The sequence below is a fragment of the Aeromonas jandaei genome (assembly GCF_037890695.1).
GTDB lineage: Bacteria > Pseudomonadota > Gammaproteobacteria > Enterobacterales > Aeromonadaceae > Aeromonas > Aeromonas jandaei.
The window spans coordinates 893547-919127 of the sequence record NZ_CP149571.1 but is presented as its reverse complement, the minus strand read 5'-3'; the positions used below and the strand labels follow the sequence as shown (position 1 = coordinate 919127).

Annotated in this window: 21 protein-coding genes and 1 pseudogene; 12 read left to right on the top strand and 10 right to left on the bottom strand. The window is 58.7% G+C overall.

The annotated features are described in order from the left end of the window. Window positions 1–151: 151 nt before the first annotated feature. Window positions 152–1075 carry a glycine--tRNA ligase subunit alpha gene (gene glyQ / locus WE862_RS04505; RefSeq protein WP_042032767.1) on the top strand — a complete coding sequence of 308 codons (924 nt, stop codon included), beginning with the start codon at window positions 152–154 and terminating at the stop codon, window positions 1073–1075. A gap of 9 nt (window positions 1076–1084) precedes the next feature. Then, window positions 1085–3154, top strand: a complete 2070-nt coding sequence (gene glyS / locus WE862_RS04500) for a glycine--tRNA ligase subunit beta (protein WP_042032766.1) — start codon at window positions 1085–1087, stop codon at window positions 3152–3154. Window positions 3155–3243: 89 nt separating this feature from the next. On the opposite strand, the gene WE862_RS04495 is transcribed toward glyS, so the two are convergent. Continuing rightward, a complete protein-coding gene (locus tag WE862_RS04495; protein ID WP_042032764.1) occupies window positions 3244–3600 on the bottom strand; it encodes a nucleotide pyrophosphohydrolase in 357 nt (118 codons plus the stop codon). Further along, entirely contained in the window at window positions 3581–4423 is an 843-nt protein-coding gene (locus tag WE862_RS04490; protein WP_082035512.1) for an HNH endonuclease, read from the bottom strand. The genes WE862_RS04495 and WE862_RS04490 overlap by 20 nt, the downstream gene beginning before the upstream one ends. A gap of 642 nt (window positions 4424–5065) precedes the next feature. Here WE862_RS04490 and WE862_RS04485 point away from each other — a divergent pair. After that, entirely contained in the window at window positions 5066–5830 is a 765-nt protein-coding gene (locus WE862_RS04485; RefSeq protein ID WP_042032763.1) for an EAL domain-containing protein, read from the top strand. Between the two features lie 89 nt (window positions 5831–5919). Here the strand turns inward: WE862_RS04485 and WE862_RS04480 are convergent, their stop codons facing one another. Next, window positions 5920–7959 (bottom strand): bacteriohemerythrin, encoded by a 2040-nt coding sequence (locus tag WE862_RS04480; protein ID WP_042032762.1) that lies wholly within the window; start codon window positions 7957–7959, stop codon window positions 5920–5922. Between the two features lie 314 nt (window positions 7960–8273). Between WE862_RS04480 and WE862_RS04475 the strand changes: the two genes are divergently transcribed. Then, entirely contained in the window at window positions 8274–8678 is a 405-nt protein-coding gene (locus WE862_RS04475) for a hypothetical protein (RefSeq protein ID WP_042032761.1), read from the top strand. A gap of 229 nt (window positions 8679–8907) precedes the next feature. Here the strand turns inward: WE862_RS04475 and WE862_RS04470 are convergent, their stop codons facing one another. Then, complete coding sequence (locus tag WE862_RS04470) at window positions 8908–9912, bottom strand: substrate-binding domain-containing protein (protein ID WP_042032760.1); 1005 nt, start codon at window positions 9910–9912, stop codon at window positions 8908–8910. Between the two features lie 434 nt (window positions 9913–10346). Between WE862_RS04470 and WE862_RS04465 the strand changes: the two genes are divergently transcribed. The 7 genes and pseudogenes from WE862_RS04465 to glpG all read left to right on the top strand — a co-directional run bounded on the left by WE862_RS04465 (window position 10347) and on the right by glpG (window position 16493). Further along, the gene (locus tag WE862_RS04465; protein ID WP_042032759.1) at window positions 10347–11468 is read left to right on the top strand and encodes a branched-chain amino acid ABC transporter substrate-binding protein; all 1122 of its coding nucleotides are present in this window, start codon (window positions 10347–10349) and stop codon (window positions 11466–11468) included. A 66-nt stretch (window positions 11469–11534) separates the two neighbouring features. Then, a pseudogene (livH, locus tag WE862_RS04460) lies at window positions 11535–12461 on the top strand (high-affinity branched-chain amino acid ABC transporter permease LivH). Then, entirely contained in the window at window positions 12461–13729 is a 1269-nt protein-coding gene (locus WE862_RS04455) for a high-affinity branched-chain amino acid ABC transporter permease LivM (protein WP_033112866.1), read from the top strand. Before livH ends, WE862_RS04455 begins: the two are co-directional and overlap by 1 nt. Beyond that, on the top strand, window positions 13726–14499 hold the full coding sequence (livG, locus tag WE862_RS04450; RefSeq protein WP_042032757.1) for a high-affinity branched-chain amino acid ABC transporter ATP-binding protein LivG: 774 nt from the start codon (window positions 13726–13728) through the stop codon (window positions 14497–14499). The genes WE862_RS04455 and livG overlap by 4 nt, the downstream gene beginning before the upstream one ends. 16 nt (window positions 14500–14515) lie before the next feature. Further along, window positions 14516–15217 (top strand): ABC transporter ATP-binding protein, encoded by a 702-nt coding sequence (locus WE862_RS04445; RefSeq protein ID WP_042032756.1) that lies wholly within the window; start codon window positions 14516–14518, stop codon window positions 15215–15217. Window positions 15218–15339: 122 nt separating this feature from the next. Continuing rightward, entirely contained in the window at window positions 15340–15663 is a 324-nt protein-coding gene (gene glpE, locus WE862_RS04440; RefSeq protein WP_042032755.1) for a thiosulfate sulfurtransferase GlpE, read from the top strand. Beyond that, window positions 15660–16493: a rhomboid family intramembrane serine protease GlpG gene (gene glpG / locus WE862_RS04435; protein ID WP_042032753.1), complete on the top strand. Its 834-nt coding sequence runs from the start codon at window positions 15660–15662 to the stop codon at window positions 16491–16493. The genes glpE and glpG overlap by 4 nt, the downstream gene beginning before the upstream one ends. Window positions 16494–16558: 65 nt before the next feature. On the opposite strand, the gene WE862_RS04430 is transcribed toward glpG, so the two are convergent. After that, complete coding sequence (locus WE862_RS04430) at window positions 16559–18985, bottom strand: VolA/Pla-1 family phospholipase (RefSeq protein ID WP_042032752.1); 2427 nt, start codon at window positions 18983–18985, stop codon at window positions 16559–16561. A gap of 297 nt (window positions 18986–19282) precedes the next feature. Here WE862_RS04430 and ubiK point away from each other — a divergent pair, with 297 nt between their 5' ends. Then, window positions 19283–19540: a ubiquinone biosynthesis accessory factor UbiK gene (gene ubiK, locus WE862_RS04425; protein ID WP_033112871.1), complete on the top strand. Its 258-nt coding sequence runs from the start codon at window positions 19283–19285 to the stop codon at window positions 19538–19540. Between the two features lie 51 nt (window positions 19541–19591). Here the strand turns inward: ubiK and WE862_RS04420 are convergent, their stop codons facing one another. The 5 genes from WE862_RS04420 to rho form a co-directional block, all read right to left on the bottom strand. Further along, window positions 19592–20605: a GGDEF domain-containing protein gene (locus tag WE862_RS04420; RefSeq protein ID WP_052448140.1), complete on the bottom strand. Its 1014-nt coding sequence runs from the start codon at window positions 20603–20605 to the stop codon at window positions 19592–19594. Window positions 20606–20819: 214 nt separating this feature from the next. Next, window positions 20820–21518 carry an NAD(P)H-flavin reductase gene (fre, locus tag WE862_RS04415; protein WP_042032751.1) on the bottom strand — a complete coding sequence of 233 codons (699 nt, stop codon included), beginning with the start codon at window positions 21516–21518 and terminating at the stop codon, window positions 20820–20822. Window positions 21519–21664: 146 nt separating this feature from the next. Continuing rightward, a complete protein-coding gene (gene ubiD, locus WE862_RS04410; protein WP_339058705.1) occupies window positions 21665–23134 on the bottom strand; it encodes a 4-hydroxy-3-polyprenylbenzoate decarboxylase in 1470 nt (489 codons plus the stop codon). A 33-nt stretch (window positions 23135–23167) separates the two neighbouring features. Next, a complete protein-coding gene (locus WE862_RS04405) occupies window positions 23168–24166 on the bottom strand; it encodes a hypothetical protein (protein WP_042032748.1) in 999 nt (332 codons plus the stop codon). Window positions 24167–24274: 108 nt separating this feature from the next. Then, window positions 24275–25540: a transcription termination factor Rho gene (gene rho, locus WE862_RS04400; protein ID WP_005339417.1), complete on the bottom strand. Its 1266-nt coding sequence runs from the start codon at window positions 25538–25540 to the stop codon at window positions 24275–24277. Between the last annotated feature and the right edge of the window lie 41 nt (window positions 25541–25581).

The following is a 25581-nucleotide window of genomic DNA, read 5'->3' as shown; positions in this document are numbered from 1 at the left end:
TACCGGACAGCCCGCCCGACCAGCCAGAGCGCAGCACCATCCCGCGAATCCGCTGCAATTTCGCCTATTATCCGACCATGCCAGACGGTATACTCCCTCGGTTCACATTCAGCAAATCTTGCTCTGATTTTCATTTCGCGCGAAAAAAATTATGCAAAAATTCGATGTCAAAACCTTTCAGGGCCTGATCCTGCAGCTGCAGGACTATTGGTCCCGCCAGGGCTGTACCATCATTCAGCCGCTGGATATGGAAGTGGGTGCCGGTACTTCCCACCCCATGACCTGTCTGCGTGCCCTGGGCCCGGAGCCCATCGCCTGCGCTTACGTGCAACCGTCCCGCCGTCCGACTGACGGCCGCTACGGTGAAAACCCGAACCGCCTGCAGCACTACTACCAGTTCCAGGTGATCATCAAGCCTTCCCCCGACAACATTCAGGAACTCTATCTGGGCTCCCTGAAAGAGCTGGGCATGGATCCCGAGATCCACGACATCCGCTTCGTGGAAGACAACTGGGAAAACCCTACTCTGGGTGCCTGGGGTCTGGGTTGGGAAGTGTGGCTGAACGGCATGGAAGTGACCCAGTTCACCTACTTCCAGCAAGTTGGCGGCCTCGAATGCAAGCCGGTCACCGGCGAGATCACCTACGGTCTCGAGCGTCTGGCCATGTACATTCAGGGCGTGGACAGCGTCTACGATCTGGTCTGGTCTGACGGCCCGCTGGGCAAGACCACCTACGGCGACGTGTTCCACCAGAACGAAGTGGAGCAATCCACCTACAACTTCGAACACGCCGATGTGGATTTCCTGTTCCACTGCTTCGAGCAGTACGAGAAGGAAGCCCAGAACCTGCTGGCACTGGAAAAACCACTGCCGCTGCCTGCCTACGAGCGCATCCTCAAAGCCGCTCACTCCTTCAACCTGCTGGATGCCCGCAAGGCCATCTCGGTCACCGAGCGTCAGCGCTACATCCTGCGCATTCGCACCCTGACCAAGGCCGTGGCAGAGGCATACTACGCCTCCCGCGAAGCGCTGGGCTTCCCTATGTGTCAGCGCAGTGAGAACAAGCAAGGTTAAGGAACGGACATGGCACAACATACATTTCTGGTAGAGATCGGTACTGCTGAGCTGCCGCCCAAAGCCCTGCGCTCCCTGGCCGAAGCCTTTGCCGACAACTTCAAAGCCGAACTGACCAAGGCCGATCTGGCCTTCGGCGACGTCGAGTGGTTTGCCTCACCGCGCCGTCTGGCGCTGAAGGTGAGCGAGCTGGCTGGCGAACAGCCGAGCAAGAGCGTCGAGAAGCGCGGCCCGGCCGTGGCTCAGGCGTTCGATGCCGAAGGCAAGCCGACCAAGGCTGCCGAAGGCTGGGCTCGTGGCAACGGCATCACCGTTGAACAGGCCGAGCGTCTGGTCACCGACAAGGGCGAGTGGCTGGTTCACACCGCCAAGGTCGAAGGCCGTCCGGCCGTCGATCTGCTGGGCGAGCTGGTTGCTTCTGCATTGGCCAAGCTGCCGATCCCGAAAATGATGCGCTGGGGCGACAAGACCATCCAGTTCGTGCGTCCGGTCTTCACCGTGACCCTGCTGCTGGATGGCGAGCTGGTTCCCGCCCACATTCTGGGTATCGACTCTGCCCGCACCCTTCGCGGCCACCGCTTTATGGGCGAAAGCGAGTTCACCATCGACAACGCCAGCCAGTATCCGCAGATCCTGCAGGAGCGCGGCATGGTGATTGCCGACTTTATGGCGCGCAAGGCCAAGATCAAGGCTGACGTCGAAGCGGCCGCTGCCGCCTTCGGTGGCGTAGCCGATCTGGACGACGCCCTGCTGGAAGAAGTGACCGCACTGGTCGAATGGCCGGTGGTGCTGACCGCCAACTTCGAAGAGAAGTTCCTGGCCGTTCCGGCTGAAGCGCTGGTTCACACCATGAAGGGTGACCAGAAGTACTTCCCGGTCTACGACAAGAACGGCAAGCTGCTGCCGAAGTTCATCTTCGTCACCAACATCGAGTCCAAAGACCCGAGCCAGATCATCAGCGGCAACGAGAAGGTGGTTCGCCCCCGCCTCTCCGACGCCGAGTTCTTCTTCAAGACCGACCTCAAACAGACCCTGGCCTCCCGCCTGCCGCGCCTTGAAACCGTGCTGTTCCAGCAACAGCTGGGCACCGTCAAGGCCAAGGTCGAGCGCATCGAGACCGTTGCCGGCTTTATCGCCGAGCGTATCGGTGCCGACGTGGCTCAGGCCAAGCGTGCCGGTCTGCTCTCCAAGTGTGATCTGATGACCAACATGGTCGGCGAGTTCACCGACACCCAGGGTGTCATGGGGATGCACTACGCCCGTCACGATGGCGAAGACGAAGCGGTGGCCGTGGCCCTCAACGAGCAGTACATGCCGCGCTTTGCCGGTGATGCCCTGCCGTCCGGTCTGGTTGCCTGCGCCGTCGCGCTGGCCGACAAGTTCGACACCCTGGCCGGTATCTTCGGCATCGGCATGCTGCCGAAGGGTGACAAGGACCCGTTCGCCCTGCGTCGCGCCGCCATCGGTGCCCTGCGCATCATGACCGAGAAGCAGCTGGATCTGGATCTGGTTGAACTGGTTGAAGAAGCGGTACGCGTCTACGGCGACAAGCTGACCAACAAAACCGTCGTTACCGACGTGGTCGACTTTATGCTGGGCCGCTTCCGCGCCGCCTATCAGGACGAAGGCATCGGTGCCGACGTGGTGCTGGCCGTACTGGCCCGCCGCCCGACCCGTCCGCTCGACTTCGATCGTCGCGTCAAGGCCGTCAGCCACTTCCGCACCCTGGATGCCGCACTGGCACTGGCTGCCGCCAACAAGCGCGTGAGCAACATTCTGGCCAAGGTCGAAGGCGAACTGCCGACTGCCGTCAAACCGGAACTGCTGGTCGATGCCGCCGAGAAGGCGCTGGCCACCCAGGTTGCCGAACTGCAAGCCGAACTGGCCCCGCTGTTCGCCGCCGGTGACTATCAGGCTGCCCTCACCCGTCTGGCCGCCCTGCGCGAGCCGGTCGATACCTTCTTCAACGAAGTCATGGTGATGGCCGACGACGAGGCCCTCAAGGCCAACCGTCTGGCGCTGCTGAACAACCTGCGCAACCTGTTCCTGCAAGTCGCGGATATCTCCCTGCTGCAGTGATGTTGGTTGGGTTGAGTGATATTAAAAACGGCGCCGTAAGGCGCCGTTTTATTTATCAGCGGAAAATTTATTTTGAAATTAAACGTGCATCAAAAATCACTATATTTGGTTGCCTTACCTCTACTAAGAGATATTGGATATTTAATTTCGTTTTTATCAATTTTATCCATAGCGACAGAAACTATATCCACACCTAACTTATTTGACAGCATCATTAGGTATAAAAATACATCAGCAATTTCTTCTTTAACTTCCACAAACTTTTTTTCGTCATGCTTTAAATATGACTCCTGTTCTGACAGCCATTGAAAATGAGATATCAACTCTCCAACTTCGCCAGAAAGAGCCATTGCTAGATTCTTGGGTGAGTGAAATTTATCCCAATCTCTCTCAGCTACAAAATTTTTTATTCTTTCATTTAAAAAATCAAGATTTGAATTTTGCATTGTTATAAATTCCTTTTAACTCATCAACAGTTAACCATTGTTTTTTACGATGAATCATTCTATGACAGTTAGCACAGAGGATAATAAGATCTTCTAACTTGGTTTCTTCCTCACCGTCACGAAATGCAAGAGGATTTACATGATGACATTCAGCAAATCCTTTACCATGCTCACCATAAATAGCGTGGAAATCAGCATCACAAACTTCACACTCGAGTTTATTTTTTTCTTCTAACACTGAGCGCTTTTTCTCTTCTACTATTTTTGAGCTTCGCTCATATGTTTTATGTAAACGATATATTTCCTGTCCTTCGACAACAGAATATTTTGCTGAATCTTCAAAAACAAACGGTTTTTCTATTTCCTCAATGGACTTATATTCCATTACAACTTTAGAGACTGCACCTTGATGACAAGCAGAATATCGAACGGCCTCAACAATACTTGCATCATAAAATTCAGTACCAAAAAAAACGTTGTCTTTATGTTCCTGAATAACTTCAAAATTAAATCTATTCGGATAGGATGCATCAGGCCAAATAGTTTCTTCAGACTCATAAAATGAGTTTGTTACCCGACCAAATACAATTCGCTTCACTAACCCTTTAAAGTCAGAAGTTTTTTTCACCCGAGAAAAACCATCCGGCATAGGTCCATTCGCTTTTAACCAAGAAATGGCATGCACAAACATTACCATTTCATCTTTTTTCACATTTTGAATTGTACTCTTTTTACTATCATGTACGCCCCATACTCCCGCCTTCATCCCAATTTCAAAATTTCTTTTTGAATCCGGCTTGTTAGAAACGTATACAACCCACATATGGAAAACACCCCTAATATTTTTTAGATGAACCAATATATTTTTATATTCTCATATGAGCAATAAAAACCATTATTATCCCGTAGGCTCGATTAGCAGCAGGCGTAATCGGACATGCATGTAAATAGATTCTCCCACCATCACGGCCAGCCGAATTCTCCCCTTCGACTGGCCGCCTCTGTTGCACCGCAACAACCAAAGCCTCTCGTTCGTCCGATTACGCTGCGCTAATCGAACCTACAGGACATTGGCTGGCGCTCTATGCCGGTTGATCAAGATCGGCCATTGCCCCTTGCGGGCAGTGAGCGGGCCAAACTGCGGCATCAGAGCAAGCTGCAAGCTTGCATAAGTAAAAATTGGGTCATTATCCGAAAACCCATAAATTCTGTTTATACCAACTACCTTGGCGGAGTTGGCGGCCACCAGCGGCGATAACGGGTGCCTGCGGGGCATCGCCCGATCTCTGGCAAACAAGCGAGGCCATCCGCGCCCGCCCTTGCCGCATATCTTGCAGAAAACGGGGTAACGTTTGGTGCCTCAAGGGGAGTGGCTGCGTATTACCGGGAAATTACCGTGCTGGTGGAGCCGAGCTGTTATCATTTGAGACAGTCCCCAGCGCCGCCACGCCACGAGAGGAGAGTCATGGATATACCTGCCGCCCCGTCCCCCGCCATCTGCCAGCTGTGTCAGGAGAAAGCAGATCTCGACTTCGACTTCACCATGGCCTTTCAGCCCATCGTCGATTGCAGCAAGCGCACCATCTTCGGCTACGAGGCGCTGGTGCGGGGGCTCAACAACGAGCCGGCGCAGAGCGTGATTGCCCGGGTCAACGATGGCAATCGCTACCGCTTCGATCAGTTGTGCCGGATCAAGGCCATCGCACTGGCCGCCCGGCTCGATATGCGGGGCATGCTGAGCATCAACTTTCTGCCCAATGCGGTCTACCGCCCGGAGCGCTGCATCCGCACCACCCTGCAGGCGGCCCGCGAGCATCTCTTTCCCATCGAGCAGATCATGTTCGAGTTCACCGAGGTGGAGCAGGTGCTGGATAACCGCCATATTCGCGGCATCGTCGATCACTATCAGGCGCTCGGCTTCAAGACGGCGATCGATGACTTTGGTGCCGGTTACTCGGGCCTCAGCCTGCTGGCCGATTTTCGCCCCGACATCGTCAAGCTCGACATGCACCTGCTGCGCGGCATCGACCATGACCCGACCCGGCAAGCCATAGTGCGCCACTCTCTGGCCCTGCTTGCCGAGTTGCAGATTACCCCGCTGGCGGAGGGGGTCGAGACCCGCGAAGAGATGGCCTGCCTGCGGGAGATGGGCGTCAGCCTGATGCAGGGCTATCTGTTTGCCCGCCCCGGCTTTGAAACCCTGCCCGAGGTAGATTTCGCCAGCCTGTAAGCGGCTGCCGCTATTCCTGCTTTGCTATCAATGAATCGAGGCGCCATGGGCGCCTCGATTCGTTTGGTTGCGTTGGGCCAGCGGCGGGATCAGTGGATCCCGGCGGCGTTGAGCTCGGTGACGTACTGCTTGTCGACCCGGAAGATATGATCGATCAGCCAGCTCTTGAGGAACATGACGATATTGAGGTCGGCATCGGGTTCGCCGCGGGCAAAGCTGCCGAGGTGGCGCTCCAGATCCTGCAGCAGTTTGACATGAACCCCCTTGTGGGGAGTGAGCTGGCTGTAACCGGCCCGCTCCATCAGCTTCTCTTCGTCCAGCAAGTGCTGCTTGGCCAGCCCCACCAGCCGGTCGAGCCGCTGTTTTACCTGATCGCTGCCGCTGCCATCCTGAATGGCGCGGTAGAGCTGGTTCATGGCATCGAACAGGCCGATATGCTGGCGATCTATCTCGGCCACCTGCACGCTGAAGGCCTCGCTCCAGTGGACGATATCCTCGTTATTGGCGTGCTCGGTGCGGTGGCTGACCTGGAACTGGCTGCCGAGCAGGCGGATCTCTTCGCTGCCAAAGCCCACCTCCTTGGTGCTGCGGGAACTTTGCAGGGTGAGCGCCAACGTCTGGTGGGCGATATCGGCAACCTGTACCACGCTGCGGTTGGTCTCTTCGGCCACCTGTGACTGCTGCTCGGCGGCAGTGGCAATCTGGGTGTTGAGCCCGGTGATGCGCTCGACCGCCGAGACGATGGCGTGCAGGGTCTGCCCCGCTTCGCCCGCCTGCACCACCGCCTGTTCGCTCTGACGGGTGGTCTCGTGCATGGTGCTGACCGCTTCACTGGTGCGCCGCTGCAGCTGCTCAATCTTCTGCTGGATCTCGACGGTGGCGTTTTGGGTACGGCTCGCCAGGGTGCGCACCTCGTCGGCCACCACCGCAAAGCCGCGCCCCTGTTCGCCCGCGCGGGCCGCTTCGATGGCGGCGTTGAGGGCCAACAGGTTGGTCTGCTCGGAGATGGCACGGATGGCGTTGACGATCTCGCCGATCTGGTTGCTCTCCTGCTCCAGCCGGTTGATGGTGCCAGCCGCCTGCTCCATGCCGCTGGCGACCTTGTGGATCATCTCCATCGCCTCTTCGACCCGGCCCTGCCCGGTCAGCGCCTCGCGCTGGGTCTGCTCGGTCTCCAGCCGCGCCTCTTCGGTGTTGCGGGCGATCTCCTGCACCGTGCTGGCCATCTCGTTGATGGCGGTGGCCAGCATATCGGTATTGGTCTGCACCTGAACCATCCCCTGTCGGGTGCGATCGGTCTGCTCTTTCAGGCCACCAATCTTGCGGTTGTTCTGCTCCGCCACCCCTTGCACCGTAGCGATGATGTGGTCCACATCGCCGATAAAGTGGTTGAACGTTACCGCCAGCTTGGCAAATTCATCCCGCCCGATCACCGGCAGACGAAAGGTGAGGTTCTTGCTGCCGTGAGCCAGGTTCTCGAGGTTGCGATCCAGCTGCTTGAGCGGCACCAGTACCTTGAGCAGCAGAACGCCCAGAATGGCGAGCACCAGCAGGCAGGTGAGCAGACGCAGTGCCACCATCTGGGTCTCGAAACTATCTTGCAGCGCGAGGTTGGAGGCACGGTCGGCTGCCAGCTCCTGCCCGTGGCGCTGCAACGCCCCGCCAACCTGATCGGCAATGGCAGCGGAGATCACGTCAAACCCGCTCCCCTCTGCTTTCATCACCCGGTTGCCCGCCTCGGCCCCCTGCTGCTGATAGGCGGTGACCATCTGCTGGCCCACCGCCATCTGCTGTTGTAGCAGTTGCTGCAGGTCCAGCTTCTCTTCCGCCAGACCGGGCAACAGAGCCTGCGCAGCGTCAGAGTGGCTGCGTGCCTCGGACATTGAGCCGGCATCGCCGGTCAGGGAGGCATCGGTCAGAAACTGCTGGATCTGGGTGGTGTGGTAGCGCAGCTCCTGCAACAGATTCTGGGTGCTATTGAGGTGGGCGGTCTCTTCATCCATGGCGGCCAACTGTCGGCTCAAGCGCTGATCCAGCACGCTGGTCGCAAACAGGGTGAGCACTATCAGGGCAACGCACCACAGGGTGAAGGTTCGAAGGGAGTAGAGGGCAAGCCAGCGATACAGCATACAACGTCCTCGTCAGATTGAGTCCATATTCGGTGTCAGTCTTAAGTTTAGAGGGTGAATGTCCCATTTTTCCTCTTCACCTCATCTTAGCGGCCAAACGACCTCTTTGCGGATCGACCTGTATCAGGAGCACGGCCCTGATCACATCTCCGTTTGCCTCCATGGGATAGCTGGCCGCATAAAGATCGCGCCCCGTTGGCCATAAACGACCACACTTGGTGATGCTACCGGGTCATAACGCTGCATCTGGTAAGCTGCCGGCGTAAAACCGCAGACTTTGTTGATTAAAGAGTTAATAAACAGGGAGTTGAGAGATGAAGAGATCCATAATGGCTGCCTTGCTGACTCTGGCCATGGCAACCGGTGCTCAGGCGGCCGACAAGGTGACGACCGTGCCGGTGCAGTTCGCCAAGGGAGCCCACAGTGCCGAGGTCAAGGGCACCTTCGCAGGCTATGACACCATCAACTACACGCTGGTCGCCAAAGCGGGCCAGACCATGACGGTCGGTATCTCCGGCAGCAGCAATGCCAACTTCAACGTCTTTGCCCCCGGCGCGGTGCCCGGTCAGGCCGAAGCGCTCAGCTCGGGCGCAGTCGGCGAACAGTGGCAGGGCAAGCTGCCTGCCTCCGGCAAGTATCTGATCCAGGTCTATCAGATGCGCGCCACAGCCCGCCGTGGCGAGAAGGTGCCCCATACCCTGTCGGTCTCCATCCAGTAATTCTTTCCGGCCCACTGCCAGCCTGACGCCAAAACAAAACGGACACCCGAGGGTGTCCGTTGGCATAAGTTCTCGCGCAATCAGGCTGCCAGCACGAAGAGCGCGTCTACCGGCTGCTGACTGGGTGATCCCGCAATAAAACAGAGCTGACACGCCCTTGCCTTGCTGGCTCGTAAAAACAGAAACCCCCTCGCGATGGAGGGGGTTTCTCGTTGCAAACAGGCCAGGATCAGCGCAGTGGCTTGACCGAGCGACGGACGATCAGCTCCGGCTGTACCGTCATCGACTCCACTTCCAGCTCCTTGTTGCGGATCCGGCTGACCAGATGCTTCACCGCCAGCTGGCCCAGTTCGGCCTTCGGGTGGCGGATGGTGGTCAGCGGCGGGCTGGAGAAGCGCGCCATCTCCACATCGTCGTAACCGATGATGGAGATATCGTCCGGCACCTTGATCCCGGCTTCCCAGGCAGCGCAGATGGCACCGATCGCCATGGGATCGTCGAAGGCAAACACCGCAGTCGGGCGAGGCTGCAGGGTCAGGATGCACTGCATGGCATCGAAACCGCTCTGGCTCTCATAATCCCCTTCAAAGATCTGCTCCTCTTTCAGGGTCAGACCGTGTTCGCCCAGCGCATCGCGCACCCCGTCCAGTCGCTGCTGGGTGGTCGGCTTGGAGAGCTGGCCCGTGATGCAGACGATGTCGCGGTGGCCCTGTTCCATCAGATAGCGCATGGCCATGCGCGCACCGGTGCGGGCGTTGTCATTGATAACGTTGGCGAAATCGCACTCGGTTCCCCAGTCCAGCACCACTTGAGGCACGTTCTTGTGGATGCGCAGCATGTCGCGCAGCTGAGCATCGATATCGGTACCAAGCACCAGCAGGCCGTCCACCCGCTTCTCCATCAGCATGCGCAGATAGTGCTGCTGACGGGGCGGCTGGTTTTCGGTGTTGCAGAGGATCAGGCTGTAGCCCTGCTCGAAGCAGTAGGCTTCCACCCCTTGCACCACTTCCGCAAAGAAGGGGTTCACGCTGGTGGTGACCAGCATGCCGATGGTTTTGGTCGAATTTATTTTAAGACTGCGCGCTACCGAGTTGGGCGCGTAGTTGAGTTCTGCCACCGCCTCAATCACTTTCTGGGTCGCGTCTTCGCTGACCCGGCGAGTGTGGTTGAGCACATGTGAGACGGTGGAGATGGATACGCCTGCACGGGAGGCGACATCCTTGATTGTTGCCATCTCTGTCTCCTGACTTTCAAAGGCGGAACATTAGCAGATTTCCCGAATAAAGGCTTGGTTTTAACGAGCTCTGCCACGGAATTGTCAATGCTGGCTAATTTAGGCGCTCATTTTTGTTTGCGCAAACGGATTGTGGTCAAAATGGGAGCAGCATCAGGGTAAAATATCGTCAGATTAATCCTCTGGCGTTTATCCAGACCGCCTCTGGTTATCGAGATGTTAACACCAACTTTCAAAATTAAACTCTAAATGCCATTTTAAAACAGGTCATTTGTTTCAAAATACCCGCTCGCAACCCCCTCTGGTTAGTATCTTTAACATCTTGTTATTGCCCCGCGAGGAATGATAGAACCTTATCTACTGCCGGACATGCAGGACCTGGATCCGGAAAGGCACACGGGAATGAAACAATCCACTGATTAAAGGATGAATCAATGAATAATTTTGGAAGAATGGCAGTAAAGGCAGCGGTTTCTTTGGCTCTGTTTGGATCAGTTTCCATGGCCCATGCCGCCGATACCATCAAGATCGGCATCGCCGGTCCGGTCACCGGTCCGGTCGCCCAGTACGGTGACATGCAGTTCACCGGCGGCAAGATGGCGGTCGAGCAGATCAACAAGGCAGGCGGCATCAAGGGCAAGCAGATCGAAGCGATCGTCTATGACGATGCCTGCGATCCCAAACAAGCAGTGGCAGTAGCCAACAAGGTAGTGAACGACGGCGTCAAATTCGTGGTCGGCCACCTCTGCTCCGACAACACCCTGCCCGCCTCCGACATCTATGAAGACGAGGGGATCCTGATGATCACCCCCGCCTCCACCAACCCCAAGATCACCGAGCGCGGCTACCAGCTGACCCTGCGCACCATAGGTCTGGATAGCGATCAGGGCCCGACTGCCGCCAAATACATCATCGAGCAGGTCAAACCCAAGCGCGTTGCCGTTATCCACGACAAGAAGCAGTATGGCGAAGGCATCGCCTCCAGCGTGAAAGCGGCACTGGACAAGGCTGGCGTCAAGGTCGTCGCGTTTGAAGGCATCACTGCCGGTGACAAGGACTTCTCCGCCCTGATCGCCAAGCTGCAGAAAGAGAACGTCGATTTCGTCTACTACGGCGGCTATCACCCGGAGCTGGGTCTGATCCTGCGTCAGGCTGGCGAGAAGGGTCTGAAGGCCAAGTTCATGGGCCCGGAAGGGGTGGGCAACAAGGACATCTCCGCCATCGGTGGCCCGGCTTCCGAAGGCCTGCTGGTAACCCTGCCGAACAAGTATGATCTGGTGCCGGCCAACGCCCCGCTGGTTGCGGCATTCAAGACCAAGGGTCAGGACTCCTCCGGCCCGTTCGTCTGGACTACCTATGCCGCGGTGCAAACCCTGGCGGCCGGTATCGCCAAGGCGGGTGACGAGGATCCGGCTGCCGTTGCTGCCGCCATCAAGGCTGCGCCGGTCGATACTGTGATGGGCCAGCTCAACTGGGCACCGAACGGCGACCTGAAAGGCTTCGAATTCGGTGTGTTCCAGTGGCACGCTGACGGTACCTCTACCCAACTCAAATAATCTGCCGATCGGGGGCGAGCCGACTCGCCCCCTCCTCTCTTTGCGGGCAAGTACAGGGAACGCAGTATGTCCGAACACCTCCTTTATCTCGTTCAGCAGTTGCTGAACGGGTTAACCATAGGCAGCACCTATGCGTTGATCGCCATCGGCTACACCATGGTCTATGGCATCATCGGCATGATCAACTTCGCCCACGGCGAGGTTTACATGATCGGCTCCTATGTCGCTTTCATGGTGATGGCGGGGCTCATGATGATGGGCATCGACAGCACCGTTTTGCTGCTGGGCGGCGCTTTTCTGGTCAGCATTGTCATCACCGGCACCTATGGCTGAACCATAGAGCGGGTCGCCTACCGGCCGCTACGCGGTGGCAACCGGCTGATCCCCCTCATCTCCGCCATCGGCATGTCGATCTTCCTGCAGAACATGATGCGAATGGCGCAGGGCTCGCGGGATATCGCCATGCCCAGCCTCATCTCCGGCGGCTGGACTCTGGGCGAGGCTGACGGCTTTCAGGCCAGCCTCTCCTATATGCAGCTCATCATCTTCGTCATCACCTTCGTCACCATGCTGGCGCTGACCCAGTTCATCGGCCGCTCCCGCATGGGCCGCGCCTGCCGCGCCTGCTCGGAAGATATCAAGATGGCCAACCTGTTAGGGATAGACACCCACGTGGTCATCTCCATCACCTTCGTGCTGGGGGCCGCACTGGCCGCCGTTGCCGGGGTGCTGCTCGGCATGTACTACGGCGTCATCAACCCCTATCTCGGCTTTATGGCCGGGCTGAAAGCCTTTACTGCCGCGGTACTGGGCGGCATCGGCAGCATTCCCGGCGCCGTGCTGGGCGGCCTGCTGCTCGGCGTGGTGGAGGCGCTCACTGCCGGCTACCTCAGCACCGAATACAAGGATGTGATGGCGTTCGCCCTGCTCATCTTTGTGCTGCTCTTTATGCCGACCGGCATTCTGGGCCGCCCGGAAGTGGAGAAAGTATGATGAAACGCCAATTCATCCACGCCTGCATCGCCAGCCTGGTGCTGCTGGTGCTCTCCTTCTGGCTGCTCGGCTTCAAGCTGGAGACCGATGGCTCCCGTCTGCTGGTGGTGAGTCGCCTCGATGTGTCGCTGGCCTGGCTGCTGGGCGGCGCCACCCTGGTGTTCTGGTTCCAGCTGCTGCGCGGCCAGATTGCCAAGCTGTTCCAGGCCTCCATCAGTGGCTTCTCGGTCGGCTTCGGCAAGCTGGTGCTGCCGAGCCAGGAAGAGGCGCCACGCCTCTACAACACCACCGCCATTCTGGTGTTGCTGTTTGCGGTGAGCTGGCCCTTCATGGCATCGCGCGGAGCCATCGATCTGGCCACTCTCACCCTGATTTACATCATGTTGGGGCTGGGTCTGAACGTGGTGGTCGGCCTCGCCGGCCTGCTCGATCTCGGCTATGTCGGCTTCTATGCGGTCGGCGCCTACAGCTACGCCCTGCTCAACAACTACTTCGGGCTGAGTTTCTGGGAGTGTCTGCCCATCGCCGGTGGTCTGGCGGCCCTGTTCGGCTTCCTGCTCGGCTTCCCGGTGCTGCGGCTGCGGGGGGACTATCTGGCAATCGTCACCCTCGGCTTTGGCGAGATCATCCGCATTCTGCTCAACAACATGACCAGCCTGACCGGCGGCCCCAACGGTATCTCCGGCATTCCCAAACCGACCCTGGGCGGTCTGGAGTTCAACCGCACCGTCAAAGATGGCGGCTTCGAGACCTTCCACGAGTTCTTCGGCATCGCCTACAACGCCAACCACAAGGTGATCTTCCTCTACCTGATGGCGCTGGTGCTGGTGATCGCCACCCTGTTCGTCATCAACCGCCTGCTGCGCATGCCACTGGGCCGCGCCTGGGAAGCGCTGCGGGAAGACGAGATCGCCTGCAAATCGCTGGGGCTCAACCCCACCATCATCAAGCTGACCGCCTTCACCATAGGCGCCACCTTTGCCGGTTTTGCAGGCAGCTTTTTCGCCTCACGGCAGGGCTTTATCAGCCCGGAATCCTTCGTCTTTATTGAGTCGGCCATCGTGCTCGCCATTGTGGTGCTGGGGGGCATGGGCTCACAGATCGGGGTGGTGCTGGCCGCCATCGTGATGACTGTGCTGCCGGAGCTAGCCCGCGAGTTCAACGAGTATCGCATGCTGATGTTCGGCCTCTTGATGGTGTTCATGATGATCTGGCGGCCACAAGGATTGCTGCCGATGACCCGTCCGCATCTGGAGTTGAAGAAATGAGTACTCATCAGAAGTTAATGGAAGTCTCTGATCTGTCGATGCGCTTCGGAGGGTTGCTGGCAGTCAACGGGGTCAAGCTGGATATCGACAAGGGCGAGGTGATCTCCATCATCGGCCCCAACGGCGCAGGCAAGACCACCATCTTCAACTGCCTGACCGGCTTCTACCGCCCGAGCGGCGGCACCATCCGCTACAAGGGTGAGGAGATTCAGGGGCTACCCGGTCACCTCATCGCCCGCAAGGGCATAGTGCGCACCTTCCAGCACGTCCGGCTGTTCAAGGAGATGACGGCAGTGGAGAACTTGCTGGTTGCCCAGCACAGGCATCTCAACACCGGCTTTCTGGCCGGACTGTTCAAGACCCCCTCGTTCCGCCGTGCCGAAGAAGAGGGGCTGGAGCAGGCCGCCTTCTGGCTGGATAAAGTGGGCCTCAAGGATCTCGCCAACCGCGCCGCCGGCAATCTGGCCTACGGGCAGCAGCGCCGCCTCGAGATCGCCCGCTGCATGGCGACCCGTCCCGAGCTGCTGATGCTGGATGAACCGGCCGCCGGTCTCAACCCGAAGGAGACCGACGAACTGGACGAACTGATCATGAGCCTGCGGGACGAATTCGGGGTCTCGGTGCTGCTTATCGAGCACGATATGAAGCTGGTGATGGGCATATCCAACCGCATCTTCGTGGTCAGCCAGGGCACGCCGCTGGCCCACGGCAAGCCGGATGAGATCCGTAACAATCCGGCAGTGATCAAGGCCTATCTGGGCGAATCGTAGGACCCAAGGAGTCACGATGTTAGAACTTCGCAACGTATCGACCCACTACGGCAAAATTCAGGCACTGCACGATGTCAGCGTCGAGGTGAAAGAGGGAGAGATCGTCACCCTGATCGGTGCCAACGGCGCGGGCAAGACTACCCTGCTGATGACCCTCTGCGGTGAACCCAAGCCCAGCAGCGGATCCATCTGGTTTGAGGGGGAACAGATCAGCTCCCTCTCCACCGCCCGTATCATGCGCAAGGATATCGCCGTGGTGCCGGAGGGACGCCGCATCTTCGCCCGCCTGACGGTGGAGGAGAACCTGCTGATGGGGGCCTTCTTCGTCGACAAGGCCGAACAGCACGGCCTGCTGGATCAGGTGTTTACCCTGTTCCCGCGGCTGCATGAACGGCTGGAACAGCGGGCGGGCACCATGTCCGGCGGCGAGCAGCAGATGCTGGCCATTGGCCGTGCCCTGATGAGCAAACCGCGCCTGCTGCTGCTGGATGAGCCCTCGCTGGGGCTGGCTCCCATCGTCATCCAGCAGATCTTCGACACCATAGAGCAGCTGCGCCAGAAGGGAATGACCATCTTCCTGGTGGAGCAGAACGCCAACCAGGCGCTCAAACTGGCCGACCGCGGCTATGTGCTGGAGAATGGCCACGTGGTGCTGCAAGACACAGGGGCCGCCCTGCTGGCCAACCCGGCGGTGCGGCAGGCCTATCTTGGTGGTTAAGCCATTGACCAGAATGCCATATCGACAAGGGAGCCACAGGCTCCCTTATCTTTTGTGGGGTTAGTTTGCGCCCCTGCTTGCGGTACACTGGCCCGTAATCAACCTATTCGCAGGACATCCCGATGGACCAGTTTGCCCATATCAGTGCCCATGATGCCCACCAGAAACTGAACGCGGGTGAAGCCCGTCTGGTGGATATTCGCGACCCGCAATCATTTGCAGCGGCCCACGCGGTCGGTGCCTTCCACCTCACCAACGGCACCTTGGTGCGCTTTATGAACGAAGTGGATTTCGATACCCCGGTCATCGTGATGTGCTATCACGGCAACAGCAGTCAGGGGGCGGCCCAATACCTGCTGCAACAGGGTTATGACGAGGTCTACAGTCTGGATGGCGGCTTCGAGGCGTGGCGCCGGGAGTTTCCCATCGAGGCAAGCGAAGCATGATCCAGCTGCTGGTGCTCGACAACGCCCGCATGGCGCAGGCGCTGGTGGACTATCTGGCGACGCTGGGCATCTCCTGCGAGCTGACCCAATCCGAGCTGGGAGTCACCATCTGGCTGGCTGACGAGCCGCGCCTCGCTCAGGCCCAGCTGGAGGTGAAGCGCTTCCTCGCCGAGCCGAACCACCCTCGCTATATGGAGGCCTCCTGGCAGTCCGGCCGGGCCGATGCCCGCATCGACTACAGCAAGGGGATGACGGATCCCGTCACCGATTTCCTCCATCAAGCGGGGCCACTGACGCTGGTGGTCATCATCGCCTGTCTCGCCATCTACGGCATCGATGCCATCGGCCTGCCCATCTACGACGAACTGGCCTTCCACCCGACACTGGCCCAGTTCACCGACTGGCAGGCATGGCGCTACTTTACCCCGGCCTTCATCCACTTCTCGGTGCTCCATCTGGTGTTCAACTTGCTCTGGTGGTGGTATCTCGGTGGTCAGATCGAGCAGCGTCTTGGCAGCGGCAAGCTGCTGATCCTGCTGCTGGTGGGTGCCGCCCTCCCCAACATCGCCGAGTTCTTCGCCAGCGGCCCGCTGTTTGGCGGCCTCTCCGGCGTGGTTTATGCCCTGCTAGGCTACTGCTGGCTGCGAGCCAAACTGCAACCGGCCTGCGGCCTCACCCTGCCACCGGCGCTGATGGGCTTTATGCTGTTCTGGATGGTGCTCGGCTTCTTCGACATGCTCGGCACCAGCACCGCCAATATCGCCCACCTGACCGGTCTGCTGGTCGGCCTGCTGCAAGGCTGGCTGGATCGCAACCACCAGCCGGGCTGATTTTCAGCTATCGCAGAAACAACAACGCCGCCCCGAAGGGCGGCATTTTTTTATGGTCTGCGCAATTACTGCTTGAGCAGGGTATTGTCGGTCACCTGCACAGCCGCGCCACCGCTCATAAAGAAGCTGGCAAACTCGGTCTGCATCTCGCTGGTCACCAGCGCGTTGCTGTCATTGCCATCAGGCGCCAACAGCGAGCTGTGACCACCGGCCACAAAGCGGGCTGCATGGTGGCTGGCAGGGATCACACCCGGCCCGCCTTGCAACGCCTGCAAACCCAACACCTTGAACAGCGGCTCGGTGCCACCAAGCGGTGCAGAGGCAATGCGGTTCGGGATCACCTGATCCGGCAGATTGAGTGCACCATTGCCCACGATTTCGGTAGCAAACAGCGGGAAGTTGCTCTTGATGCCGCGACCCAGGTTGATCGGGTCGGCAGAGTCGAGCACTGTCTGGGCAGCAAAGCTGTAGCTCTGCAGCGTCGTGGCTGCGGCCGCCTGAGTGGTCGCATTCAGACTGGGCAGGAATTCGTTGACGAAGCAGGTTGCCTTGACTGTCTTGCAGTTGGGCTCATAGGCCGCAAAGCCCGCTTTCAACTCGGGGCTGCCTGCTGTCAGCACGCTCATCTTGATGGTCGGCCCGAAGCTGGGGGAGTCGAGCAGCAGCGGGGCGATACCGCCGCCCGGCATCGCCAGACCACCGGTATCAAACTTGAACAGAGCATCAGCCAGGACACTGCCTGTGGTCTGGTTGGCAACCGCCAGCAAATTGGCCCCGGTAATGGCGCCAAGGGAATGACCGAGGAAGTGCACCTTGATATTGCCGGCACTGCCGATCACGTTGCCGCTGTTGGCCAGGCCCACCGCCAGACGCAGACCCAGCAGGTCGGCCACGCTCTGTTTCAGGTTGTCCCGTGCCACCGTCAGATAACCCAGATTCAGGTAGGGAGTCGGGTTTGCCGAGGTGGTCACCGTCGCCATACTGCCGCTAAGAGCGAAGCCACGTTCACCATGCAGCGGATGATCGATCACCACTACAGCTACCTTTTTACCAGCCCCCATACCTGCGCCAATTTGGCTCAGCGCCAGCGCATAGGCGTTCTCCTTGATGGAGGTAACCCCGTGCTGATAGATGATCACATCGGTGATGGTATTAAGAGCATCTTTGGCAAAGATTCGCATCGGCACGGATTGTACTTCGGTCAATGCCGGCAGGGGATTGAAGCGGCCGATATTGCGCTCGGCATCCAGCGGCTTGCCACCGGAGGTGAGGGTCACCCCGATCAGTTTGCTCGCCTCGGTCAGCAGATCGCTCTGGCGGGTCGGGTCAGCGATCAGTGTTGCCAGCAGAGTCGGATCCACTCCGGCACTAACCAGTCCGCCAATCACTTCACTATCACCCGCCTTCAGAGCATTGGCGATGGCATAGAGGCTGGGGATGGCACCATGCCAAGACTGGGTCTTGGCCTTGTCCCATGACCCGGCTACTGACGGTGTAGAGAGGAAATAAGGGAGCTTGACGGTTCCGGTATATACCGTTGTCAGATTGGCAATGTTTGTGAGCTGTGTGCTGTTGGCAATGGTGGTAGCCAGTAGATTTTTCTGATCCGACGGCAGGAACTGCTCATTAGCCATCTGGGTCAGGAAAGCACCGCTACCTGTCACTGCCATGGTATAAGTGCCCGGCAGGCTGGTATTGCCCTTGGCATCCTGTTTCCATACCTTGGCGGCGTCCAGACCGTTCTGCGCCACCTTGGCTGCAGCCCCTTTCACCGCCAGCAGCACATCGGCGCCGGACTGGGTGGCAAACCAGTCGGAGAAGATAACCCGATCACTGGTAATGCCGGTGGCAGATTTGAACAGCCCCTCTTGTAGCGCAACCAGATTGCTGATGCTCTGCTCCTGAGCCGTGGTGCCACTGTTTGCCTTGTAGGTGCTGTAATCACTGCCAGCCTTGAGCGGTGTTCCGCGACTGTCTTTGAGCGAATCGGTGGCGACAATCATGTAATAGGAGGAGGGATTCAGCGGCTTGAGCGGTACCAGATTGAGAGTGCTACCGGCAGCACGAACAACAAAATCCGTACCATAGACCAGCGGCTGGTTATTCTTCACGCCATTTGGCTGCAGAGTCGTCGGATCCAGTGTCAGCTCCAGCAGATAGATGGGTGCGACAGAGGCGGCAAAGTCTGCGTCAGCAGGAGCAGGAACCGACACGCCACTCACGGTGGCCGGGTTCAGCTGAATGGGTTGGGTAGTAGACCAGCCATCCAGCGTGGAGAGAGCGGATACCGGGTTGGAGAGATCCTGAGTCTCGGTCGAAAATTTCAGGGTGCCATCGCTGGCACGGGGCGCCAGTACGCTGGGGCGCGCACCACTCATCCCACTCAGGGCGTAATCGAGGGTACTGGTGGTATCCCCCATCTTGTCATTCTCACCACCACATCCGGCCAGCAAGGCACTGATGACGGCTGCATAAATTAGCTTCTTCTTCATTTTTTGTTCTCTTTATCAGGTTGTTATCCATCACAAACCAACGAAGCGCTGATCACTTCGACCGCACAAACTTAACATGAAAACAACAACACTCAGACTCACACTGGTCATATTCCAATCAGGTTTGTGCTCTGCATCATGGTTTCAGGTCAACAAGGGGGCGCAAGGGTAGCAGCAGTTGGCACATCACCAGACCCGACCAGCAATAACGGGCAGCGCGGTGTAAAAAGCTGCCGCGATCTCGGCAAAATGAGGGAATTGTCGGTAGAATGTCCACCAACGCTTAAGGAGGACATCATGATCGACCCGAAGAAACTGGAAGAGATCGCCAAACAGGTACACAACTCCCTGCCGCCCGGCATCCGCAGCATGGGCGAAGAGGCCGAGAAGAAGATCCGTCAGGTGTTGCAGGCACAGCTCAACAAGCTGGATCTGGTAAGCCGTGAAGAGTTCGACGTGCAGACCAAGGTTCTGCTGCGTACCCGGGAAAAACTGGCCGCCCTCGAAAGCAAGCTGGCTCAACTCGAAGAGCAGCTCGGCGCCAAAGGCGAATAACGGAAACCCCAGCATGGCTGGGGTTTCTGCTTTACGGGGTTCGGGTTGTCATCACACCCGCAGCAAGTGCCAGGCCCGTTTGCCACGCGCCTTCGCCTCGTACATGGCCTGATCGGCCACCTCCAGCGCCTGCCGAAACGACAGCGATGCCCCCTCCCACAAAGCGATGCCGATACTGAGCCCGACCCGTTGCGAACAACCGGGTCTGGGCACATAGCTTTGCATCCGGCCAATCAGGGCATCGGCCAGCTCGGCCAGGGTATGGCTCGAAACCCCCCGGCTGAGGTGCACCACAAATTCGTCGCCACCGTAGCGACCGCACAGGGCCGAGCCCGGCATGATGAGACGCAGCCATTCCGCCATCTGCTGCAAAACCTGATCGCCACAGGCATGACCAAGCTGGTCATTGATCCCCTTGAAATCGTCCAGATCGATAAAGAGCAGCGCTCCTGCTCCGTCATGTTGCTGCTGAGCAAACGCCTTGCCAAAGCCCTGCCGGTTGAGCAGGCCGGTCAGGGCATCACTGTTGGCCTTCTCAGCCAGCCTCTGCTCATAAGCTTTGCGCTGGGTGATATCGATATGGGAACCCATGATCCGCAGTGGCTTGCCATCGGCGTCGCGATCGACCACCCGACCCCGATCCCAGAGCCAGGTGACCTCGCCTTGCGGGTTGATAGTGCGGTATTCAACTTCGTAGAAGGGGGTTTTCCCCTCGAGATGATCGAAATAGCTGCCCATGGCGTGGGCGCGATCGTCGGGGTGGAGCTTGGCGCTCCATTGGTCGAAGTGGGGGGCCATGTCACCGGCCTGAAAGTTCTGCAGGTTGAATACCCGCAGTTCTCCAGTCGGAATAATCCCCTGCCAGAGGCAGATGCCGGTACCATCGAGGGCGGCATTGAGCTTCTCCTGCAGCAGGCTGTTTTCATGCTTCAGGGCGGCAATTTCTGCCTGCAGCCGGGCCAGTTCACCAATACGGGAGGAGGAGATCAGGGTCGCCGCCGGCTCCGCGGAGCCCTGCTCTCCCCTTGCATCTTCTGTCGATGATCTTCCCTCTTCGCTCAACACAGCGCCTCCTCGCCCCATCCCGGGATATCCTTATCCTGCCGCCGACAATCACGCACAAAGATGCCACCAGCTGCAGGGAATTAGTAGCCATTCATACCTGAAATTGCGAAAAAAACTGGACTTGAATGACGAACTCCACAATATCCCGATCTGGTCGCGCCACCATAGCAAAACCCCCGGCTTGACCGGGGGTTTTGGCAGCACAAAAGGCTTGTCAGATGAACTCGTAGGCGTCGCCGAAGATGCGTTCCGGCTCGGCGCCGAGGATCTTGAACTCCTCGCGAGCCGCCCCCGCCATCTCGAAGCGACCGGCGACATAGATGTCGTACTCATGGAGGCTGACGAAGTCATCCATGATCGCCTTGTGCACCAGACCGGTACGGCCACTCCAGTCGCTCTCCGGCTCCTGTACCACCGGGATGAAGGTGAGCGGCGCGTAGTCGCGCTCCCACTGCTGCATCTGCTCCAGCTCGTAGAGCCAGTGCGCCTGACGCACCCCCCAGTAGAAGAAGACCGGACGCTTGCTGCCGCTGTCGATCAGGTACTCCAGAATCGATTTGGCATAGGAGAAACCGGTGCCGCCGGCCATCAGGATCAGCGGGCGGGGGGATTCGTTGCGCAGGAACGCCTTGCCGGCGGGCAGCTCGACCTCGATCTCCCCCTGTTCGCGCATGCGGGCCAGCACCTGACCGGCATAGGCGTTCTCGGGAGTCGCACCAATCTGCAGCTCCAGCACGCCCGGGCGGGTCGGCGAGTTGGCGATGGAGAAGGGACGCTTGTCCGAATCGCTCATCACCACCAGCAGATACTGGCCCGGCTTGAAGCTGATCTCTTGCTGCGGCGTCAGGGCCACATGCCAGATGGTGTCGACATATTCGCGCAGTTCCTCTACGCGGCATTTGATACGTTGCATTCTTGTCCTTGTGGCGGGTTCGCTCGACCCGCTTCGCTCATTGTTTCACTGTCAGGTGATGACCAGCACTGCTGGCCCCATTCGTCGAGGATACCCAAATCGCTGCGGATCTCATCCATTTTTGCAGCAAACGGGCCATTTTCGCCTCAACCGAGGATATTCAACTCATCCCAGATGGCATCGATCTTCTGCTTCACCGTCTCATCCTGCACGATGGGCTGACCCCACTCGCGGTTGGTCTCCCCCGGCCACTTGTTGGTGGCATCCAGCCCCATCTTGGAGCCCAGGCCCGAGATGGGCGAGGCGAAGTCCAGATAGTCGATCGGGGTGTGTTCGATCAGGGTGGTATCACGGGCCGGGTGCATCCGGGTGGTAATGGCCCAGATCACATCCTTCCAGTCGCGGGCATTGACGTCGTCATCACACACCACCACGAACTTGGTATACATGAACTGGCGCAGGAAAGACCAGACCCCCAGCATCACCCGCTTGGCGTGGCCCGGATAACGCTTCTTGATGGTGACCACCGCCATCCGGTAGGAGCACCCCTCCGGCGGCAGATAGAAGTCGACGATCTCGGGGAACTGCTTCTGCAGCAGCGGCACGAACACCTCGTTCAGCGCCAGCCCCAGCACCGCCGGCTCATCGGGCGGACGGCCGGTGTAGGTGCTGTGATAGATGGCATCCTTGCGCATCGTCATGTGGGTGATGGTAAAGACCGGGAACTCGTCCACCTCGTTGTAGTAGCCGGTGTGGTCGCCATAAGGGCCTTCCGGCGCCATCTCGCCCGGCTCCAGATAGCCTTCCAGCACAATCTCTGCGCTGGCCGGTACCTCCAGGTCACAGCTGATGGCTTTTACTACCTCGGTACGGCTACCACGTAGCAGACCGGCAAAGGCGTATTCGGAGAGGGTATCCGGCACCGGCGTAACAGCACCGAGAATGGTCGCCGGATCGGCACCAAGCGCCACCACCACCGGGAAGCGCTCGCCCGGATGGGCCTCCTGCCACTCGCGAAAATCGATGGCTCCGCCGCGATGATCCAGCCAGCGCATGATCAGCTTGTTCTTGGCGATCTTCTGCTGGCGGTAGATACCGAGGTTCTGCCGCTTCTTGTAGGGGCCGCGGGTGATGGTAAGACCCCAGGTAACTAGCGGCGCCACATCACCCGGCCAGCAGTGCTGGATCGGGATCTGGTCGAGATCGACCGCATCCCCCTCCTGCACCACCTGCTGGCAAGGGGCGGAAGAGAGGCGCTTGGTCGGCATATTGAGTACCTGCTTGAAGATCGGCAGCTTCTCCATCAGCTCCTTGAAGCCACGAGGCGGTTCCGGCTCCTTCAGATAGGAGAGCCATACCCCGACCTGACGCAAGGCGCTCACATCGGGCTGGCCCATCCCCATGGCGACCCGATCCGGGGTACCAAACAGGTTGGTCAACACCGGCATGGTGTAGCCTTTGGGATTTTCAAACAGCAGGGCCGGGCCGCCCGCACGCAGGGTGCGGTCGCTGATTTCGGTCATCTCCAGATAGGGGTCTATCTCGCGGGTAATCCGCTTGAGTTGTCCGTTTTGTTCCAGCTGCGCGACGAAATCACGCAAGTCCTTGTATTTCATGCAGGTTCCCAACCAGATTCAGGAGGTGAGGCATTATAACCCTGGCCGCCTCTTCGTTGTACCCGAATCGGGGAAGAGAGCCGGAGCCACAGGGTTCTTGTCGTGCTGACCAAGCCGTTTGGCCAGTGCCGACAGCAGCAATGGCTCATCCACTTCCATCAGCAGATCGGCTACCAGAGATCCATACTGCCGGTTGGCCAGCTCACCGAGCAGGTAGCTTCGCGCCTGCTGCGGCAGAGGAGAGAGCGCGGTCAGCTGGCGCAGGGCCGGCTCTTTCAGATGAGGATTGCTGCTCGCAGCGATCAGCAGCTCGCTGGCCTCATTACCCTGATGAAAGCGTTTGATGGTGGCCAGCGCCGCCAGAGCGTCCTGATCCACCGGCTGGCGCCAGAGGCGGCTGTAGAGTGCCGGCTCGCCGGTACGCTGCAACAGGTAGCGCAATAGATGGTTGTCAGGCAGGTAAATATTCTGGGCTGCCAGCTCGCGACTCTCGCGCTGCAGCAGGGCGACAGGCAGCTGATCGAGGGCCTGCAGCAGCGCCTGTTGCTGACGGGCCAGTTCGGGGTTGCCGCGGTAATAGATCGACTTGAAGCAGAAGGAGCCCTGCTCCAGTTTCTGGCGATAATCCGCCTGCCACGCCAGTTGCTGCCACTGACCCAACAGCAGCCGGGCCTGAGCGGAAAAATCGTAGGCCGGTTGCTGAACCAGAAAGCCATCCACCCGCTGCTCGACCAGCCACCGGGGGGCCTTGTCTGCCTGGGCTGCCACCCAGGCGTGCAGTTCGGGTGACGCCGGCCGGGTCACGTTGATATTGCGCAACAGTTGCAGCAGCAGATACTCGCGCTGCTCGCGGCTCTGGGTAGCCAGCAGGGAATCGACAGCGGCAAACTGCCCCTGTTGCAGGCAATTCGACAGATAGCGCAAATCAGTGCCCAGCTCGGCAGCCGCCACTGAAGGAGGCTCTGGCACGCTCTGCGCAAAGGCCGGGATACCGAACAGCAATCCCGGCAGTAACCAGTAAACGGGTTTCATGACGTCTCTATCCTTGTGACATCGAAGCTTCATACTACCCAGTCGGCCGAAATTTAGATAAACAAAAACCGCGACCCTGGCCGCGGTTTTGTCATTTTCTGACCTGACTTATTTCTGCTGGCGCCGCATGGCGTCGAAGAACTCGTCGTTGGTCTTGGTCATCGCCAGTTTGTCGATGAGGAATTCGATACCGTCGATCTCGCCCATCGGGTGGACAATCTTGCGCAGGATCCACATCTTCTGCAGCTCGTCACCGGAAGTGAGCAGCTCTTCCTTACGGGTGCCTGAGCGGGTGATGTCGATAGCCGGATAGACGCGCTTCTCGGCAATCTTGCGCGAGAGGTGCAGTTCCATGTTGCCGGTACCCTTGAACTCTTCGTAGATAACCTCGTCCATCTTGGAACCGGTATCGATCAGCGCGGTCGCGATGATGGTCAGGCTGCCGCCCTCTTCAACATTACGCGCGGCGCCGAAGAAGCGCTTGGGACGGTGCAGGGCGTTGGCGTCCACACCACCGGTCAGTACCTTGCCGGATGACGGGATAACGGTGTTGTAGGCACGAGCCAAACGAGTGATGGAGTCCAGCAGGATCACCACGTCTTTCTTGTGCTCGACCAGACGCTTGGCCTTCTCGATCACCATTTCGGCAACCTGAACGTGACGGGATGCCGGCTCGTCGAAGGTGGAAGCGATCACTTCACCTTTAACCATGCGCTGCATCTCGGTCACTTCTTCCGGACGCTCGTCGATCAGCAGAACGATCAGTTCACAGTCGGGATGGTTGTAGGCGATGCTCTGGGCGATGTTCTGCAGCAGCATGGTCTTACCGGCCTTGGGCGGTGCGACGATGAGGCCACGCTGACCTTTACCGATCGGGGAGGCCAGATCCAGAACGCGAGCAGTGATGTCTTCAGTAGAACCGTTGCCCCGCTCCATGCGCAGACGCTCGTTGGCGTGCAGCGGAGTGAGGTTTTCAAACAGGATCTTGTTGCGGGAGTTTTCCGGACGGTCGTAGTTGACCTCGTTGACCTTGAGCAGCGCGAAGTAGCGTTCGCCCTCTTTCGGCGGCCGGATCTTGCCGGAGATGGTATCGCCGGTACGCAGGTTGAAGCGGCGGATCTGGCTCGGGGAGACGTAGATATCGTCAGGGCCTGCCAGGTAAGAACCGTCAGCACTGCGCAGGAACCCGAAACCGTCGGTCAGGATTTCCAGCACACCGTCGCCAAAGATATCCTCGCCACCCTTGGCGTGCGCCTTGAGGATCGCGAAAATAATGTCTTTCTTGTGCGCCCGAGCCAGATTTTCCAACCCCATGGATTCGCCGAGCTTGACCAGCTCAGACACAGGAGTGTTCTTTAATTCAGTCAGATTCATAGTGGTGAAAGTCTGTAAGCAAGGATTGAAATGAGGAGACA

Bases quoted from the DNA above. Each gene is read 5' to 3' on its own strand.
- glyQ (WP_042032767.1), top strand. From the start codon at position 152: ATGCAAAAATTCGATGTCAAAACCTTTCAGGGCCTGATCCTGCAGCTG.
- glyS (WP_042032766.1), top strand. From the start codon at position 1,085: ATGGCACAACATACATTTCTGGTAGAGATCGGTACTGCTGAGCTGCCG.
- WE862_RS04495 (WP_042032764.1), bottom strand. From the start codon at position 3,600: ATGCAAAATTCAAATCTTGATTTTTTAAATGAAAGAATAAAAAATTTT.
- WE862_RS04490 (WP_082035512.1), bottom strand. From the start codon at position 4,423: ATGTGGGTTGTATACGTTTCTAACAAGCCGGATTCAAAAAGAAATTTT.
- WE862_RS04485 (WP_042032763.1), top strand. From the start codon at position 5,066: ATGGATATACCTGCCGCCCCGTCCCCCGCCATCTGCCAGCTGTGTCAG.
- WE862_RS04480 (WP_042032762.1), bottom strand. From the start codon at position 7,959: ATGCTGTATCGCTGGCTTGCCCTCTACTCCCTTCGAACCTTCACCCTG.
- WE862_RS04475 (WP_042032761.1), top strand. From the start codon at position 8,274: ATGAAGAGATCCATAATGGCTGCCTTGCTGACTCTGGCCATGGCAACC.
- WE862_RS04470 (WP_042032760.1), bottom strand. From the start codon at position 9,912: ATGGCAACAATCAAGGATGTCGCCTCCCGTGCAGGCGTATCCATCTCC.
- WE862_RS04465 (WP_042032759.1), top strand. From the start codon at position 10,347: ATGAATAATTTTGGAAGAATGGCAGTAAAGGCAGCGGTTTCTTTGGCT.
- WE862_RS04455 (WP_033112866.1), top strand. From the start codon at position 12,461: ATGAAACGCCAATTCATCCACGCCTGCATCGCCAGCCTGGTGCTGCTG.
- livG (WP_042032757.1), top strand. From the start codon at position 13,726: ATGAGTACTCATCAGAAGTTAATGGAAGTCTCTGATCTGTCGATGCGC.
- WE862_RS04445 (WP_042032756.1), top strand. From the start codon at position 14,516: ATGTTAGAACTTCGCAACGTATCGACCCACTACGGCAAAATTCAGGCA.
- glpE (WP_042032755.1), top strand. From the start codon at position 15,340: ATGGACCAGTTTGCCCATATCAGTGCCCATGATGCCCACCAGAAACTG.
- glpG (WP_042032753.1), top strand. From the start codon at position 15,660: ATGATCCAGCTGCTGGTGCTCGACAACGCCCGCATGGCGCAGGCGCTG.
- WE862_RS04430 (WP_042032752.1), bottom strand. From the start codon at position 18,985: ATGAAGAAGAAGCTAATTTATGCAGCCGTCATCAGTGCCTTGCTGGCC.
- ubiK (WP_033112871.1), top strand. From the start codon at position 19,283: ATGATCGACCCGAAGAAACTGGAAGAGATCGCCAAACAGGTACACAAC.
- fre (WP_042032751.1), bottom strand. From the start codon at position 21,518: ATGCAACGTATCAAATGCCGCGTAGAGGAACTGCGCGAATATGTCGAC.
- ubiD (WP_339058705.1), bottom strand. From the start codon at position 23,134: ATGAAATACAAGGACTTGCGTGATTTCGTCGCGCAGCTGGAACAAAAC.
- WE862_RS04405 (WP_042032748.1), bottom strand. From the start codon at position 24,166: ATGAAACCCGTTTACTGGTTACTGCCGGGATTGCTGTTCGGTATCCCG.
- rho (WP_005339417.1), bottom strand. From the start codon at position 25,540: ATGAATCTGACTGAATTAAAGAACACTCCTGTGTCTGAGCTGGTCAAG.